This window comes from Burkholderia sp. KJ006 (assembly GCF_000262695.1).
Taxonomy (GTDB): domain Bacteria; phylum Pseudomonadota; class Gammaproteobacteria; order Burkholderiales; family Burkholderiaceae; genus Burkholderia; species Burkholderia vietnamiensis.
Genome location: NC_017921.1, coordinates 1,395,356 through 1,413,096, shown reverse-complemented (window position 1 = coordinate 1,413,096; position 17,741 = coordinate 1,395,356). Strand labels below are relative to the sequence as shown.

General features: G+C 66.6%; 10 protein-coding genes and 1 riboswitch. Of the genes, 7 read left to right on the top strand and 3 right to left on the bottom strand.

Annotated features, from left to right (window positions below; genetic code table 11):
• Positions 1-41 precede the first annotated feature (41 nt).
• Entirely contained in the window at positions 42-1,070 is a 1,029-nt protein-coding gene (gene adhP / locus MYA_RS20295; protein WP_014724850.1) for an alcohol dehydrogenase AdhP, read from the bottom strand.
• Between the two features lie 474 nt (positions 1,071-1,544).
• Between adhP and MYA_RS20290 the strand changes: the two genes are divergently transcribed.
• From MYA_RS20290 to MYA_RS20275, 3 genes are all read left to right on the top strand, one after another.
• Complete coding sequence (locus MYA_RS20290; protein ID WP_014724849.1) at positions 1,545-3,566, top strand: TonB-dependent receptor; 2,022 nt, start codon at positions 1,545-1,547, stop codon at positions 3,564-3,566.
• Between the two features lie 862 nt (positions 3,567-4,428).
• A complete protein-coding gene (gene otsA, locus MYA_RS20280; protein WP_014724847.1) occupies positions 4,429-5,835 on the top strand; it encodes an alpha,alpha-trehalose-phosphate synthase (UDP-forming) in 1,407 nt (468 codons plus the stop codon).
• A gap of 760 nt (positions 5,836-6,595) precedes the next feature.
• Positions 6,596-8,260: an acid phosphatase gene (locus MYA_RS20275; protein ID WP_014724845.1), complete on the top strand. Its 1,665-nt coding sequence runs from the start codon at positions 6,596-6,598 to the stop codon at positions 8,258-8,260.
• Positions 8,261-8,426: 166 nt separating this feature from the next.
• On the opposite strand, the gene MYA_RS20270 is transcribed toward MYA_RS20275, so the two are convergent.
• Together MYA_RS20270 and MYA_RS20265 are read right to left on the bottom strand one after the other, a co-directional pair.
• Positions 8,427-10,292 carry a phosphoenolpyruvate carboxykinase (GTP) gene (locus tag MYA_RS20270; protein ID WP_014724844.1) on the bottom strand — a complete coding sequence of 622 codons (1,866 nt, stop codon included), beginning with the start codon at positions 10,290-10,292 and terminating at the stop codon, positions 8,427-8,429.
• A gap of 679 nt (positions 10,293-10,971) precedes the next feature.
• Positions 10,972-12,558 carry an isocitrate lyase gene (locus MYA_RS20265; protein ID WP_011882280.1) on the bottom strand — a complete coding sequence of 529 codons (1,587 nt, stop codon included), beginning with the start codon at positions 12,556-12,558 and terminating at the stop codon, positions 10,972-10,974.
• Positions 12,559-12,954: 396 nt separating this feature from the next.
• Here MYA_RS20265 and MYA_RS20260 point away from each other — a divergent pair, with 396 nt between their 5' ends.
• The 4 genes from MYA_RS20260 to MYA_RS20245 all read left to right on the top strand — a co-directional run bounded on the left by MYA_RS20260 (position 12,955) and on the right by MYA_RS20245 (position 17,712).
• Positions 12,955-13,476: a YbaK/prolyl-tRNA synthetase associated domain-containing protein gene (locus MYA_RS20260; protein WP_014724843.1), complete on the top strand. Its 522-nt coding sequence runs from the start codon at positions 12,955-12,957 to the stop codon at positions 13,474-13,476.
• Positions 13,473-14,111: a helix-turn-helix transcriptional regulator gene (locus tag MYA_RS20255; RefSeq protein ID WP_014724842.1), complete on the top strand. Its 639-nt coding sequence runs from the start codon at positions 13,473-13,475 to the stop codon at positions 14,109-14,111. The genes MYA_RS20260 and MYA_RS20255 overlap by 4 nt, the downstream gene beginning before the upstream one ends.
• Before the next feature lie 45 nt (positions 14,112-14,156).
• Complete coding sequence (locus MYA_RS20250) at positions 14,157-15,134, top strand: threo-3-hydroxy-L-aspartate ammonia-lyase (RefSeq protein ID WP_011882283.1); 978 nt, start codon at positions 14,157-14,159, stop codon at positions 15,132-15,134.
• A 246-nt stretch (positions 15,135-15,380) separates the two neighbouring features.
• A riboswitch (cobalamin riboswitch) is annotated at positions 15,381-15,573 on the top strand.
• Positions 15,574-15,783: 210 nt separating this feature from the next.
• Positions 15,784-17,712, top strand: a complete 1,929-nt coding sequence (locus tag MYA_RS20245; RefSeq protein WP_014724841.1) for a TonB-dependent receptor domain-containing protein — start codon at positions 15,784-15,786, stop codon at positions 17,710-17,712.
• Positions 17,713-17,741 lie beyond the last annotated feature (29 nt).

Genomic DNA, 17,741 nt, shown 5'->3' with positions numbered 1-17,741 from the left:
GACGTTTCGCGCGTCGCGGCTGCGCATACGACGCTGGCGCGTCACTGCATGTCGGTCAGCACGATGCGCCCGTCGATCTTCCCTTCGCGCAAACGGGTGAAGATGTCGTTGATGTTGCCGAGCCGGTCGCGATGGATATGCGCGCGCACGAGGCCGTCCGCAGCGAAATCGAGCGACTCCTGCAGATCGCGGCGCGTGCCGACGATCGAGCCGCGCACCGTGATGCCGTTCAGCACGGTCGAGAAGATCGGCAGCGGAAAATCGCCCGGCGGCAAGCCGTTGAGCGCGACCGTGCCGCCGCGCCGGACCATCCCGAGCGCCTGCGCGAACGCGCTGCGCGATACGGCCGTGACCAGCACGCCGTGCGCACCGCCGATTTCCTTCTGGATGACCTTCGCCGGATCGTCGACCGATGCGTCGATCGTCAGCTCCGCGCCCAGCTGCCGCGCGAGCTCGAGCTTCGCCGGCGACACGTCGATGGCCGCGACGTGCAGGCCCATCGCCCGCGCGTACTGCACGGCCACGTGGCCGAGGCCGCCGATGCCGGAAATCGCGAGCCACTGGCCCGGACGCGTATCGGTGACGCGAATGCCCTTGTAGACCGTCACGCCCGCGCACAGGATCGGCGCGATCTCGTCGAAGGCGACCTGCGCCGGCAGATGGCCGACGTAGTTCGGATCGGCCAGCACGTATTCCGCGTAGCTACCGTTGACCGAGTAGCCCGTGTTCTCCTGTCCGTGGCACAGCGTTTCCCAGCCCGTGTGGCAGTACTCGCAATGGCCGCACGCGGTGTACAGCCACGGCACGCCGACGCGATCGCCTTCGCGCACATGCGTGACGCCCGCGCCGACCGCCGCGACGATGCCGACCCCTTCGTGGCCGGGAATGAACGGCAGCGTCGGCTTCACGGGCCAGTCGCCGTCGGCGGCGTGCAGGTCGGTATGGCAGACGCCCGTCGCCTTGATGTTGACGAGAATCTGGCCGGGGCCGGGCGTCGGCACCGGGACTTCCTCGATACGCAACGGTTCGCCGAATGCGTGAACGACGGCCGCTTTCATGGTTTGGGTCATGCCTTGCTCCTGTCTGGTCGATGACCGGGCCAGTATCCGGGCTCGAGACCGCAACGACTTGATACGTATCAACGCTACGGGAAACGCACGCGATTGCGGCCGGTTCGCAGCGCGCCGTCGTGTGCAGCGCGGCCGTGCGCACGCTCGCCGCACCGCCTCGGGCCGTTGGCCGGCGTCGCCGATGAAGCGGTACGTCGGCGCATGGGCGGCATCGTCCCGGTTTGAATCAGAAATGATATAACGTATCATCTTCGATGCTTGTCCGTCGTCATGGTGCGTTATCGACACGGCCGGGCGCCGCCGGATCGGATCCGCAGCGGGTCGGTGCGCGTGCACGATGCAACAATATATCGTTTCGATGTGTGCTCGCCGGGCTGACATTCCGATCCGATTTCTACACAACTTCCAATGTCTTCACCGATCATGCGCGACCTTCGCCGTCTACCGCTTCGCCGGCTTCAGCCCGTCTCTCTGATGCTGTTCGCCGCCGTCACGCCCGCCCATGCGGCCGACCCGCCTGCCACGTCGCCGCCCGCGCCGCTGGCGCCGATATTCGTGACCGCGAACCCGCTCGGCGACACCGACCCGATCGCCGCCACCACGCAGTTGAGCGGCGACGCGCTCACGCGCCGCCAGGCCGATTCGCTTGGGGAAACGCTCGACGGCCTGCCCGGCGTGTCGACCACGACTTACGGGCCGATGGTCGGCCGGCCGATCATCCGCGGCTTGGACGGCGACCGGATCCGGCTGCTGCAGAACGGCGTCGCCGCCTACGATGCGTCGTCGCTGTCGTACGACCATGCGGTGCCGGAGGACCCGCTGTCGATCGAGCGCATCGAGATCGTGCGCGGGCCGGCCGCGCTGCTGTACGGCGGTAATGCGGTCGGCGGCGTGGTCAATACGATCGACAACCGCATTCCGCGCGAAGCGATCGAAGGCGTGACGGGCGCGCTCGACGCGCGCTACGGCGGCGCGAACGCAGTGCGCGCCGGCGCCGCCCAGGTCGAAGCCGGCAACGGCCACTTCGCGTTTCACGTCGACGCGTTCGATCGCGAGGCCGGCAAGCTGCGGATTCCCGGCTATGCGCGCAGCAGCGCACTGCGCTCGACGGACGACGCCGACACGCCGCAACCCTACGGAAGCGTTCCGAACAGCGACGGCCGCGTGCACGGCGGCGCGGTCGGCAGCGCGTACACGTGGGCCGACGGTTTCGCCGGCCTGTCGTACAGCGGCTACGAATCGAACTACGGTTCGGTCGCGGAGGACGGCGTCCGCCTGCGGATGCGCCAGGAGCGCGTCGCGTTCGCGTCCGAGATGCGCAATCTCGACGGCCCGTTCACGAAGCTGAAATTCGACTTCGCATACACCGACTATCGGCACAAGGAGGTCGACGACGGCGAAACCGCGACCGTGTTCCGCAACCGCGGCTACGAGGCGCGCATCGAAGCGCGGCACCGGCGCATCGGCCCGTTCGAAGGCGCACTCGGCGTGCAGTTCGGCCAGAACACGTTCTCCGCGCTCGGCGACGAAATGCTCGTGCCGTCGACGCGCACCAACAGCGTCGCGCTGTTCGGCCTCGAGGAATGGCAGGTCGACCCGGCGCTGAAGCTGAGCGTCGGCGGACGGTTCGAGCACGTGCAGGTCGATCCCGATCCGGCCGGGATCGCGAAGTTCGCCGACGCGCGAGCGCGCGACTTCAACGCCGGCAGCGTGTCGGCCGGCGCATTGCTGTCGCTGACGCCCGTGTGGTCTGTCGCGGCAAACGTCGCGTACACGGAACGCGCCCCGACCTTCTACGAGCTCTACTCGAACGGCCCGCACGATGCGACCGGGCAGTTCCTGATCGGCAACCCGAACGCGTCGAAGGAAAAGGCCGTATCGACCGACCTGTCGCTGCGTTATGCGAGCGGCCCGAACCGCGGCAGCGTCGCGGTGTTCTACAACCGCTTCTCCAACTACCTGGCCGAGTACAACACGGGCCGGATCGTCGACGACCACGGCGACCCGGTCGCGCCCGGCACCGCCGATGCGCTCGACGAGGCGATCTACCGCGGCGTGCGCGCGGAGTTCTATGGCGTCGAGCTCGACGGCAAGTGGCGCGCGTTCGCGCAGCGCGGCCACACGATCGACCTGGAACTCACCGCCGACTACACGCACGCGCGCAACGTCGACACAGGCCAGCCGCTGCCGCGCATCGCACCGCTGCGCGCGACGCTCGCCGCCGACTACGGCTACGGCCCGTTCGGCGCACGCGCACAGGTCACGCGTGCGTGGGCGCAGCATCGCGTGCCCGACAACGACTTCCCGACGGACGGCTACACGTCGCTCGGCGTGCTGCTGAGCTACAAGTTCCGCGTCGGCGCGACGCACTGGCTCGCGTTCCTGCGCGGCGATAACCTGACGAACCAGGAAATCCGCTACGCTACGTCCGTCGTGCGCGGCTTCGCGCCGCAAGGCGGCCGCAGCGTGATGGCCGGCCTGCGTACGACGTTCTGACGTTCTGACGTTCTGACGTTCTGACGTTCTGACGTTCTGACGTTCTGACGTTCTGACGTTCTGACTGCCGACCGGTCCGCGACGCAGGTCGCGGGCCGGTCGGCGGCGGGAAACTGCGCGTTCGCGCGTCTCGCGCACTGAGTGCGTGGTCACGAGGTCCGGACACACACCACCGACAGCGGGCTCGAGCTGACCGAAGTCCGACAGGCGCACTAGCATCCGCAGGATCAACTCGCCAACTGAAGGACACGATGGCGAGCGCGCCTGACACGACCGATCGCGCACGTGAACGCGTCGCCGAGATCGTGTGGAGCGCGGCCGGCTACGAATCCGTCGCGCGCGACATCGTCGAACTCGCGCACGGACCGGCAAGCAAGCCGAAGCGAGCGCCGATATCGACGACTTCTGCAAACCGTTGCTCGCGCAACTTGTTCGTGCGGACGACGCGTATGCAACCTGCACGTATGAGCGCGGGGTAGTGATCGCGCAGGGATGCGTCGACCGCTGCGCAACCGAGCGCAACGTGCCGCCGGCCATCGGCTCAATCGCGGTCGCGATTCAGCGACGCACGAACAGCGCTTGCGCGTTTTTATCGGCTCGATGCGCAATTTTTATTCCCGAAGATGCGATACGGCACACGACGCATATTGCGACCGCGCGCCATTCCGTTCAACCCGGACGCGCACTTTTAAATCAGGCGAATGACGAGTATGCTTAAAAAGCACTCCACGTTCGGACGGCGAATCGCAGCCCCTGATTCCCTGCCGATCGTACCGCGGCCCCATCGCGCCTCGCGTCGGTGGCGGCGTCCGCCTCGCGCCCTGGCCGCACGAACCTTCCCCAACCATTCGCAGGAGAGCTGGTGAGCCGACTCGTCGTCGTATCCAATCGCATTGCAGATCCCCGTAAAGCCGCCGCCGGCGGCCTTGCCGTAGCCGTGAAAGACAGCCTGCAGGAATCGGGCGGCGTCTGGTTCGGCTGGAGCGGCAGGCTGCGCAGCGAGGGCGAGCGACCCGCGCAGGGCGACGACGTGCAGATCCAGAACGTCGGCGGGATCCAGCTCGCGACGATCGATCTCGATCCGCAGGATTACGACGCGTACTATCTCGGCTACTCGAACAACGTGCTATGGCCGGTGTTCCACTACCGGCTCGATCTCGCGCAGTTCGACCGCCGCTTCGCCGACGGCTACCGACGCGTGAACCAGCTGTTCGCGCGCAAGCTCAGCACGCTGCTGCGGCCGGACGACACCATCTGGGTTCACGACTATCAACTGATTCCGCTCGCCGCCGAACTGCGCGCGATGGGCTGCACGAATCCGATCGGCTTCTTCCTGCATATTCCGATGCCGCCGCCGCCGATCATGGCCGCGATTCCGGAGCACGAATGGCTGATGCGCGCGCTGTTTGCGTACGACCTCGTCGGCTTTCAGACCGAATCCGATCTGCTGCACTTCGAGCACTACGTCGAGGCCGAGGCCGGCGCCGCGCGTCTGCCCGACGGTCGCCTGCGTGCGTTCGGCCGCACGCTGTCGGCCGGCGCGTTTCCGATCGGCATCAACGTCGACGAATTCGCGGCGCTGGCGGAGAATCGCGACGGCATCGACATGTTCGAGCGGATGCGCGATGAATATTCGCGCCGTCAATTGCTCGTCGGCGTCGATCGTCTCGATTACACGAAGGGCCTGCCGCAACGCGTGCATGCGTTCCGTCAGTTGCTCGAACAGTATCCGGAGAATCGCGACCGCGCGACGCTGATCCAGATCGCCGCGCCGAGCCGCGAGGATCTCGGCGCCTACGACGACCTGCGGCGCGAGATGGACAGTCTGTGCGGTGCGATCAACGGCGACTACGGCGAGCTCGAGTGGATGCCGATGCGCTACATTCATCGGACCGTTGCGCGCAAGCGCTTGCCCGGCCTCTATCGCGCAAGCCGTGTCGCGCTCGTTACGCCGCTGCGAGACGGGATGAACCTGGTCGCGAAGGAGTTTCTTGCCGCGCAGGACGAGGCTGATCCCGGCGTGCTCGTGCTGTCGCGCTTCGCCGGCGCAGCCGAGCAACTGAAGCCCGCGCTGCTCGTCAATCCGTACGACACGCAGGGCACCGCGCAGGCGATTCAACGCGCACTCACGATGCCGCTCGACGAGCGCCGCCAGCGCCACAACGCGCTGATGGCGATCGTGCGCAAGACCGATGTGCACTGGTGGCGCACGCGCTTTCTCGATGCGCTGACCGAAGCGGCCGAAGTTGCGGCGGCGGCTGCGTCCTGAGTTGCGGTTGCGGGCGCGTGCGTTGCGGCACTGGCGGCGCATGCGCTTTCTCAATACGCCTGCCGAAGCGGACAAAATTGCCGCGGCGGCTGCGTCCTGATTTGCGTTCGCGGGTACGCCGTTATGCGACGTGGGTAGCGCATGCGCTTTCTTGATACGCCGACCGAAGCGACCGAAGTCGATGCGGCCGCTGCGTCCTGACTGACGATCGCGGGCGAGGTGCGATTGCGCATCGCATCGTTCGCATCGTTCGCATCGTTCGCGCGCGACAGCACCGACGCCGCGAACGTTCCGCCGTGATCCGCAATTCTGCGTAGTCCGGTCCTGTCGAAGGCGTTTCTTCAGATCGTATCGATCAGTCGCATCGCGCATCCGGCCGCGCACGCGTGCGCGCCATTCGCAAAGCGCGAGCAGCCACGCAGACAAAAATGCCACCGCGCCCGCATCTCGCCACGTCGCTCAATCGGATGAATGACGCAGCGCACCACAAGCGGATGTTGCTCGCACGAACCGCCCTACCACCCCACCACCCTCGATTCCCGCCCCCCGCGCCCACCGTCGCCGCATAGCTCCGACAAATCCCTTTCATCGCCCCAGCCGACCGCGCTATAGTCGCGTGCATGACATTTTCGTGACAGCGCGAAGCACACCGCCGTGAGCCCGCACGACGCCGGCTCTCGTGCACCTGCGCGCGCGCCAGCATGCACCACCCAGCGCGCCCCACATCGAACGACCATCGCCCATTCGAGGAGACCACGACGTGACCGACACCCCCGACCGCCCCGACGATCTTCCCGTTGATGCCGAGCGCCGCCGTGTGCTCGGTGGCCTCGCCACGCTCGGTGCGGGCGTCGCGCTAGGCGGCTGCGAGATCACGTCGGGACGTGCGCCGCGCACGGCCGCCGACCTGCAGCTCGACGAAACACTGCGCCGACACGTGCGTCACATCGTCGTGATCTTTGCCGAGAACCGCAGCTTCGCGAATCTGTACGGCGATTTCCCGGGCGTGCAGTATCCGCTGAGCGCGGTGAAGCCCGAGCAGGCACAGCAACTCGACCGCGACGGTAAGACGCCGCTGCCCGTGCTCCCGAAAATCTGGGGCGGGCTCGTGCCGCAGGCGCAGGAAGTCGACGGCAAGCGTTACGTGATCGCCGAACGCGACATCGACAAGCTGCCGAACGCGCCGTTCCGGCTCGCCGATGCGCAAGGCAAGCCGCTACCCAACGGCGTGATCACGCGCGACCTGTGGCACCGCTTCTATCAGAACCAGATGCAGATCGCCGGCGGCCGCAACAACCAGTTCGCCGCATGGGCCGATTCGGGCGGCCTCGTGATGGGCCACTACCGCAACTCCGCCGACACGCTGCGCCTGTGGAACCTCGCGCGGCAGTACACGCTGTGCGACAACTTCTTCATGGCGGCATTCGGCGGATCGTGGCTCAACCACATGTTCCTGATTTCCGCGCAGCCGCCGGTCTACCCCGACGCACACAAGCATCCGCAGGCGACGAAGCTGCTGTCGAAGGTGGACGGCGACGATCCGGCCGGCACGCGCCTCGCGCTGGCCGCCAATTCGCCCGCGTCGGCGCTCGACGGCCCGCCGAAGTTCGCAGCCGACGGCGCCCTCACGCCCGACGGCTACGGCGTCAATACGATGGCCCCGCCGTACCAGCCGAGCTACGTGCCGCCGGCGGACCCCGGCAATGCCGCGTATGCGGACCCGGCAGACCATCGCGTGATGCCGCCGCAGGCTCACGCGACGATCGGCGATCGTCTGTCGGAGAAGAACGTCGACTGGGCCTGGTACAGCGGCGCGTGGCAATACGCGCTCGAGCATCGCGACACGGGGAGCGTGCCCGACTTCCAGTATCACCACCAGCCGTTCAACTACTTTGCGAACTACGCGCCGGGCACCGATGCGCGCCGCAAGCATCTGCGCGACGCGGGCGTCGGCGACGATCCTTCGACCAATCACTTCCTCGCCGCGGTCGACGCGGGCAAGCTGCCGGCCGTGACGTTCTACAAGCCGCAAGGCAACCTCAACATGCACGCCGGCTACGCGGACGTCGAATCGGGCGATCGCCACATCGCGAACGTGATCGAGCACATCCGCCGTAGCCCGCAGTGGGCGAACACGGTGATCGTGATGACGCACGACGAGAACGGCGGCTGGTGGGATCACGTTGCGCCGCCGGTGGGCGATCGCTGGGGGCCGGGCTCGCGGATTCCCGCGCTGGTGATCTCGCCGTTCGCGAAGAAGAGCCACGTCGATCACACGATGTACGACACGAACTCGATCCTGCGCTTCATCAGCCGCGTGCATGGGCTCGCGCCGCTCGACGGCGTCGCCGCGCGCGACCGCGCGTTCGCCTCGCGCGGCGCGACGCCGCCGGGCGACCTGACGAACGCGCTCGATTTCGGTTGACGGCCCGCTGAGGCTCGTCGAAACGACGACGTGCGGCTCGCGACCGGTGCAGCAGCCGCACGATGCAGTGCGATGCCGCGCGTCGACGCACGGGCAGCGCGCACCAACGAAAACGTCCCGCGCCGGCAACGCATGCCGGCGCGGCACGTCATGCAGACACCGCGCTTCAGTTGCCGATACGCTGCTCGATCTTCTTCATCGTCTCCGTCAGCTCGGCGGGCAGGCGCAACTTCAGCGTTTCGAACAGCGCGGCGTGCAGCTTCAGCTCCTCGCGCCACTCGGCTGCGTCGATCGACGTCGCCGCATCGAACTGCTCGCGCGTGAAGTCGAGCCCGTCCCAGTGCAGGTCGTCATACGCGGGCGTCACGCCGAACACGTGATCCTCGCCGCCGCCGTTGCCTTCGAGGCGCTCGATCATCCACCTCAGCACGCGCATGTTCTCGCCGAAGCCCGGCCACACGAACTTGCCGTTCGCGTCCTTGCGGAACCAGTTCACGCAGTAGATCTTCGGCAGCGTCGCGCCGCTCGCTTCGAGCTGCTTGCCGAGCTTCAGCCAGTGCGCAAAGTAATCGCTCATGTTGTAGCCGCAGAACGGCAGCATCGCGAACGGATCGCGTCGCACGACGCCTTGCTGGCCCGCCGCCGCCGCAGTCGTTTCCGAGCCCATCGTCGCGGCCATGTATACGCCTTCGATCCAGTCGCGCGCTTCGGTCACGAGCGGCACGGTCGTCGAACGGCGCCCGCCGAAGATGAACGCGTCGATCGCCACGCCGGCCGGATCTTCCCAGTCCGCGTCGATCGACGGGCATTGCGACGCAGGCGCGGTGAAGCGCGAGTTCGGGTGCGCCGCCTTGCGGCCCGTTTCCTTGCCGAGCTCGGGCGTCCACGCGTTGCCCTGCCAGTCGATCAGCTTCGCGGGCGGCGTGTCGGTCAGCCCCTCCCACCACACGTCGCCGTCCTCGGTCAGCGCGACGTTCGTGAAGATGACGTTCTCCGTGAGCGTCGAGATCGCATTCGGATTCGTCTTCACGCCGGTGCCCGGCGCGACGCCGAAGAAGCCGGCTTCCGGATTGATCGCATACAGGCGGCCGTCGCGACCCGGCTTCAGCCATGCGATGTCGTCGCCGATCGTCGTGACCTTCCAGCCATCGAAGCCCTTCGGCGGAATCAGCATCGCGAAGTTGGTCTTGCCGCACGCGGACGGGAATGCCGCCGCGACGTGATACTTCTTGCCAGCCGGCGACGTCACGCCGAGGATCAGCATGTGTTCGGCGAGCCAGCCCTGGTCGCGGCCCATCGTCGACGCGATGCGCAACGCGAAGCACTTCTTGCCGAGCAGCGCGTTGCCGCCGTAGCCGGAGCCGAAGCTCCAGATCTCGCGCGTCTCGGGAAAATGCACGATGTACTTGACCGGGTTGCACGGCCACGGCACGTCCTGCTGCCCTGCTTCGAGCGGATGACCGACGCTGTGCACGCACGGCACGAACGCGCCGTCCTCGCCGAGCACGTCGTACACGTCGCGCCCCATGCGCGTCATGATCCGCATGTTGGCCACCACGTACGGGCTGTCGGACAGCTCGACGCCGACGTGCGCGATCGGCGAGCCGAGCGGGCCCATCGAGAACGGCACCACGTACAGCGTGCGGCCGCGCATCGCGCCGCGAAACAGGCCGTTCAGCGTCTCGCGCATTTCATCCGGCGCGATCCAGTTGTTGGTCGGCCCCACGTCGTCGGGCGATTCCGTGCAGATGAAGGTGCGATCCTCGACGCGCGCAACGTCCGACGGATCGGATTGCGCGAGATACGAGTTCGGCCGCTTCGCCGGATTCAGACGCTTGAGCGTGCCCTGATCGACCATCGCCTGACACAGCGCGTCGTATTCCTGCTGCGAGCCGTCGCACCACACGACGCGCTCGGGTTCCGTGAGCGCCGCGATGCGCGACACCCAGTCGATCAGCTTGCGATGTTTGACGAATGCCGGAGGAGCGATCAGCGGGCCGTGCGTCGCTTCGGCCAATGAGTTTTGCGACATGGGGGTGTCTCCAGATTATTGGACGGGGATACAGGATGCGGGGCGAGCCCGCGAGATCGGGATTGCGGTGGGCGTGCAGACTGAAGCGACACGCAGCGCGCGACGCGCGAGCGGAGCGCGCGTCGATGCCGCGATGCGGGCGAGAGTATGTGAACTATCTGAACGATCGCGTGAGTGTACGAACGCGAGTTTCGCCATGCGAACAACCTGCCGTCCAACTCCATGCAGGCCAGCATACCATCGCCGATATTGCGCGGGCGTTGCGTTGCAACAAGAAACAACCGTGACGATGGGTCGGGCATGTCGCTTGCGGACGGGTTGTTTTACTGGTTCGCTGCATGCTCCGCGCGGACGAAACGGCCCGGCGCTTTGTAGTGCAAGGGTTGCGCGCCAGCGGCAATTTTGGGCGGCGCCTCGCGTGGCCTACGTACGCAAGCGCACGTTGCGCGGATCCGTGTTTTCGCTACTCAGGCAAACCCTGAATCAGGTTGCGCACACAAACATCTGTTGCGAGCGCGCTGCCTACGCACCGCTCAAAACCGCGCTTTCTGCAATTCGGGCGAACACGTGCGACGGCCGCTACGACGGTGAGCTGCGACTGCCTCACGACCGAGCGCGACTGAAAAAAAACGCCAACCCGTGAACAACGGGTTGGCGTCGTGTGCCGCGGCTATGACGATTACGAGAACTGGTTCATCGTGTTGTCCTTGCCCGCTGCCTTCAGCGCGGCTTCACCGCTGAAGTATTCCTTGTGATCGTCGCCGATGTCCGAACCCGACATGTTCTGGTGCTTCACGCACGCGATGCCCTGGCGGATTTCCTTGCGCTGCACGCCGGCCACGTAGCCGAGCATGCCTTGTTCGCCGAAGTATTCCTTCGCGAGGTTGTCGGTCGACAGTGCGGCCGTGTGGTACGTCGGCAGCGTGATCAGGTGATGGAAGATGCCGGCTTCACGCGACGCATCGGCCTGGAACGTGCGGATCTTGTCGTCCGCGAGCTTCGCCAGTTCGGTGTCGTCGTATTCGACACTCATCAGTTGCGCACGGTCGTATGCCGACACGTCCTTGCCTTCGGCCTTCAGCGCGTCGTACACCTGCTGACGGAAGTTCAGCGTCCAGTTGAACGACGGGCTGTTGTTGTACACCAGCTTCGCGTTCGGGATCACCTTGCGGATTTCGTTGACCATGCCGGCGATCTGCGCGATGTGCGGCTTTTCGGTCTCGATCCACAGCAGGTCGGCGCCGTTCTGCAGCGACGTGATGCAATCCAGCACGCAACGTGCTTCACCCGTGCCGGCGCGGAACTGGAACAGGTTGCTCGGCAGGCGCTTCGGACGCAGCAGCTTGCCGTCGCGCTTGATCACGACGTCGCCGTTGCCGAGCTGGTCGCCCGACAGTTCTTCGCAGTCGAGGAACGAGTTGTACTGGTCGCCCAGGTCGCCCGGCGCGTTCGTCACGGCGATCTGCTTGGTCAGGCCGGCGCCGAGCGAGTCGGTGCGCGCGACGATGATGCCGTCATCCACGCCCAGCTCCAGGAATGCGTAGCGGATCGCGCGGATCTTCGCGAGGAAGTCCTCGTGCGGCACCGTGACCTTGCCGTCCTGGTGGCCGCACTGCTTCTCGTCCGACACCTGGTTCTCGATCTGGATGCAGCATGCGCCCGCTTCGATGAACTGCTTGGCCAGCAGATAGGTCGCTTCAGCGTTGCCGAAACCGGCGTCGATGTCGGCGATGATCGGCACGACGTGCGTCACGTGGTTGTCGATCTTTTGCTGGATCGCGGCCTTCGCAGCGGCGTCCTTCGCGGCATCCAGCTCGCGGAACAGGCCGCCGAGCTCACGGGCGTCGGCCTGGCGCAGGAACGTGTACAGCTCGCGGATCAGCGCGCTGACCGACGTCTTTTCGTGCATCGACTGGTCCGGCAGCGGGCCGAACTCCGAGCGCAGCGCAGCGACCATCCAGCCCGACAGGTACAGGTAGCGGCGTTCGGTGCTGTTGAAGTGCTTCTTGATGGAAATCATCTTCTGCTGGCCGATGAAGCCGTGCCAGCAACCGAGCGACTGCGTGTACTTGGACGGATCCGCGTCGTACGCAGCCATGTCGGCGCGCATGATCTTCGCGGTGTACTTCGCGATGTCGAGGCCCGTCTTGAACTTGTTCTGGGCGCGCATGCGAGCGGCATACTCGGGATTGATGGCATTCCACGCGCTGCCGTGGTTTTCCTTCAAGCCAGCCACTGCCTTGATGTCGTCTTGATATTGGGACATGTCAATCTCCTGGGAACGAAGCGCATTTGAGTAAAGGGTTCCGCGTGTCCGCCGCGTCTGACGAAGCGAACTGCATGGACTTAATAGTACCGCTGCACGGCGCGCTTTCGGCCAACTCTTATATAAGACATAAGATATAAATTTCTGTTAATTTTCAATGAGATAGGTCCGCGTTTTTGCGATGCAAAACACTTTTTCAAGGCACGGAAAGACAGGCGGCACGAAAGCGCCGACGCCATTTCGCAACATGAAATGGCCTTTCGGTACACGGTGCGCGCGCCTTGCCTGCCGTGCGTCCAACGCCCTTTTCTGTCTGCGGCGCGACAAAACGTCTATACTTGGATGATTCATCTATTGCGACCGCGCTGCGCGCGCACTCTTACGGCCTGCCACGACATGACCGAATACCCCGTCTTCAACGGGCTGTGCGAGCTGCTGACCAGCAACGGTGAGCGGTTCCGCGTGCTCGAGCACCCCGCAGAGGGCAAATCCGACGTGATCGCCGCGATTCGCGGCACGCGTCCCGAACAGGGCGCGAAGGCGATGCTCTGCACGTTCAAGGATGGCGGCGATGCGACCGCGCTGGCAGTGATCCCCGGTCATCTGAAGATCGACTTCCGCAAGGTCGCCGACGCGCTCGGCCGTCGCAAGGCGACGCTGGCGCCGCCGGAGCGCGCGGCCGCCGTCACCGGCTGCGTGATGGGCGCCGTGCCGCCGTTCGTGTTTGACGCGAGCGTGACGCTCGTCGTCGATCCGGCGCTGGTCGAACGCAACGACGCGATCGCGTTCAACGCCGGACGCCTCGACCGCTCGATCGTGCTCGACGCGTCTGATTACGTGCGGATCGCCCGACCGCTGCTCGCCGACATCACGCGTCCCGAGACCACCGACGCACCTGCGCTCGAAGCCGCGCGATGAACCGTTCCCGCCCGACGCCGCAGCCGGAGCAGGCATCGCTGATCGAACAGGTGCTGCGCATCGCCGAAGGGCTCGGCGCGATGTTCGCGCCGTTCACCGAGGTCGTCGTGCACGACCTGCGCACGCCCGAGCACGCGATCCTCGCGATCCACAACAACCTGTCGGGCCGCGCGGTCGGCGATCCCGCGACCGAACTCGGCCTCGCGCGCATCGCGGACGACGACTTCCCGCAGGTGCTCGCGAACTACGCGAACCGCTTCGCCGACGGCCGCACCGCGAAAAGCACGTCGATCGGCATCAAGGATTCGAGCGGCCATTACGTGGCCGCGCTGTGCCTGAACGCGGACGTCACGCTGTTCCGCGGCTTCCAGGGGATGCTGAACCAGTTCTGCAGCGTCGAAGGCGCGCCGGTCGCCGACACGCTCGATCCGGCCGGCGCCGACGCGATCCGGCAGCGCATCGATGCGTTCGCGACGCGTCTCGCGTCCACGCCGCGCGAACTGAAGACCGACCAGCGGCGCGAGCTGATGCAGATGCTGAAGGCAGACGGCTTTCTCGAGGTGCGCCGCGCGATGGAAATCGTCGCGCAGCACCTCGGCGTATCGCGCGCCACCGTATACAACGATGCAAAATGACGGGCACGCCCGCCCCGATGATCGCCCTATCGACGAGAGCCACCGATGACCAACCCGACCCTTCCCACCTACGACGACGTCGCGGCCGCCGCCGCGCGCCTGCAGGGCCACGCGCACCGCACGCCCGTGATGACGTCGAGCACGCTCGACGACGCGCTCGGCGCGCAGGTGTTCTTCAAGTGCGAGAACCTGCAGCGCATGGGTGCGTTCAAGTTCCGCGGCGCATTCAACGCGCTGTCGCGCTTCGACGCCACGCAGCGCCGCAACGGCGTGGTCACCTTCTCGTCGGGTAACCACGCGCAGGCGATCGCGCTGTCGGCGCGCATGCTCGGCATCCCGGCGACGATCGTGATGCCGCAGGACGCGCCGGCCGCGAAGATGGCCGCCACGCGCGGCTACGGCGGCAACGTCGTGACCTACGACCGCTATACGGAAGACCGCGAGCAGATCGGCCGCGAGCTGGCGGAGAAGCACGGGCTCACGCTGATCCCGCCGTACGATCATGCGGACGTGATCGCCGGCCAGGGCACGGCGGCGAAGGAGCTGTTCGACGAAGTCGGGCCGCTGGACGCGGTGTTCGCGCCGCTCGGCGGCGGCGGCCTGCTGTCCGGCACCGCGCTCGCGACGCGTGCGCTGTCGCCGCAAGCGAAGCTGTACGGCGTCGAGCCCGAAGCCGGCAACGACGGCCAGCAATCGTTCCGCAGCGGCGCGATCGTGCACATCGACACGCCGCGCACGATCGCCGACGGCGCGCAGACGCAGCATCTGGGCAACCTGACGTTCCAGATCCTGCGGCGCGACGTCGACGACATCCTGACAGCGACCGACGCCGAACTGGTCGACAGCATGCGGTTCTTCGCAACCCGGATGAAGCTCATCGTCGAGCCGACCGGCTGCCTGTCGCTCGCGGCCGCACGCAAGATGAAGGACGAACTCGCGGGCAAGCGCGTCGGCATCGTGATCAGCGGCGGCAACGTCGACCTCGCGAACTTCGCCGCACTGGTTTCCAGTCCCGCCGCATGAAATCGCCGGGGGCGCGCGCCGGCGGCTGCGGCGCGCGCTCCCGGCGCAACACCCCACCGCCTCGTTCGAACGACGAGGACGCGCGCGTTCCAGCCTCATATCGCCCCGCCACGGCCAGCCGCTTTCGTCAGATGTGAAATACGCTCCGTTGCGCCCGCGACACGCCATCCGCGAGCATTCGACGCGCGGTGACGTTTTTTCGCACCCCTGCTCGATTCGACGATTGACGTGCCGGCGTGCTCGCCCTTACGCTTGCGCACCGATGGTTCCCGGAGACGGGATCAAAAGGGAACGCAGCAGAGGCCGAGCCTCCAATCTGCGGCTGCCCCCGCAACTGTAAGCGGCGAATCCGCGCCACCACGCGCCACTGGGAAACCGGGAAGGCCGGCGCGGATGACGACCCGCAAGCCAGGAGACCTGCCATCGACCCGAGGTCCAGCAGCCGCACCGGGCGGGGTGTCCCGATGCGCCGGCACCGCCGTTGGCGGTCGCCCCGTTGCATGGACGGCCCCGACCTCTGAACGCTTCGCATGTCCATTCTTACCGCCTTCGCTTCCGCGCCGGAAGCATCGCGCCGCTGCGCCGCCCGCGTGCGCGGCGCCGGCTCGCGCGCACGCCGCATCTGCAACACGACCACGCTCGCCGCATCATGAATCTTCGCCACCTTCTCGCCACGTCCGCCGCATCGGCGCTGCTCTGCCCGCTCGCGCACGCGGCCGGCGACACGACGCCTGCCGAAGCGTCGCCGCCCGCGGCCGGCACGGAGCTGCCGACCATCGCCGTGACCGACACGCGGCGCCTGCCCGAGTCGTTCGACCAGCGCTATGCGACGACGCAGGTACTCACGCGCGCCGACCTCGAGCGGCTGTCGCCCAGCGAGCCGAGCATCACGCAGGCGCTCGCAACGCTGCCCGGTGTGACGGTGTCGTCCAACGGCGGCCCCGGTTCGTCCGCGTCGGTCAGCATCCGCGGCTCGTCAGCGAGCCAGGTGGCGGTGTTCATCGACGGCATCCCGATCGGCTCGCCGACCACCGGCATCGCGCCGTGGGCTGACCTGCCGACCGAAGCGTTCGAGCGCGTCGAGGTGATCTCCGGGCCGGCCGCCGCGTCGTTCGGCGCGAACGCGATGGGCGGCGTCGTGCAATTGTTTACGCGCCGCGCCGCGGGTCAGCCGAACCAGACGAGCGTGTCGTTCGGCGGCGGCTCGAACAAGACCTTCGATACGCAGCTGCGCACGTCCGGCACCGTGCCGTCCACCGGCCCGCTCGCCGCGCTCGGCGGCCTCACCTACTCGCTCGGCCTGCACGACTACAACACCGCCGGCATCGACGCCACGCAGCCCGTGCTGCCGTACCACGAGGCCGGACGCAATCCGTATCACGCGCAGGATCTCGATGCGCGTCTCGGCTATGCACGCGGCAACTGGTCGGTCTCGACGTTCGCGCTGTATCACCGCTCCGACCTGTCCTACGACAACGCAGGCTTCGCGAATCGCCAACTCGACCATCAGCTGACGACCGGCGTCGCGTTCCATCTCGACATCACGCGCGACACGCAGTTCGCGCAGTCGTTCGGTTATGCGAGCGACCGGCAGTTCCTGTATGCGAACGATCCCACCATCCCGACCGACCAGATCGATTCGCAGCGCATCAGCGTGTCGACGTCGCTCACGCATCAGGAGCACGGCTTCCGGCTGTTCGGGCTGCCGCTGTCGGGCGAGACGAAGCTGGCCTACGACTTCACGCGCGAGCAGGCGTTCCTGCCTGCCGACCTGCCGGACGGCATACCGACGCGCAACGACTCGGCGTTTTCGCTGCATCAGTCGGCGACGCTCGGCAGCGTGACGATGTTCGTCGCGGGCCGGCACGAGATCATCATGGGCAAGGCGGTGAACACGGGTAACGTCGCGCTGTCGTGGGCGATCACGCCGGTGTATGCGGCGCGCGTCTCGTACGGCAATGCGTTCCGCCTGCCGTCGTTCAACGACCTGTACTACCCCGGTTACGGCAATCCGAACCTGAACCCCGAACGCAGCGATTCGGTCGAGGCCGCGCTCGATGCGAATACCGCGTACGGCACGTTCAGCGCCGCGATTTACGACACGCGCGTCAACAACCTGATCGCGTACAACCCGGCGACGTTCTCGCCGATGAACATCGGCCGCGCGCATATCCGCGGCATCGACCTGTCGTACAAGGGGACGATCGGCCGGTCGACGCCGGTCAGCATCGCGGTGGGCATCCTGAATCCGCAGGACTTGACCAACGAAAGCTGGCTGAGCCGCCGGCCGCGCCAGACCTTCAGCGCGAGCGTCGACCACACGTGGGACGAATTGCGCTTGCATGCGTTGAGCACCGGCGCCACGTTGAGCTACGGCGGCACGACGTTCGACGACCCGTCCAACACGACCTATCTGCCGTCGTACCTGAGCGTGAACCTGCGCGCGTCGTACAAGGTCAACGCGCATCTGACGGTGTCGGCCACGCTGTCGAACCTGTTCGACCGGCAGTACATGACCGCCTACGGCTACAACACGCTGGGCCGCACTGCGTTCGGCAAGATCAGCTATACGTTCTGATCGCGCCGGGTACGGCACTGGCCCGCGCG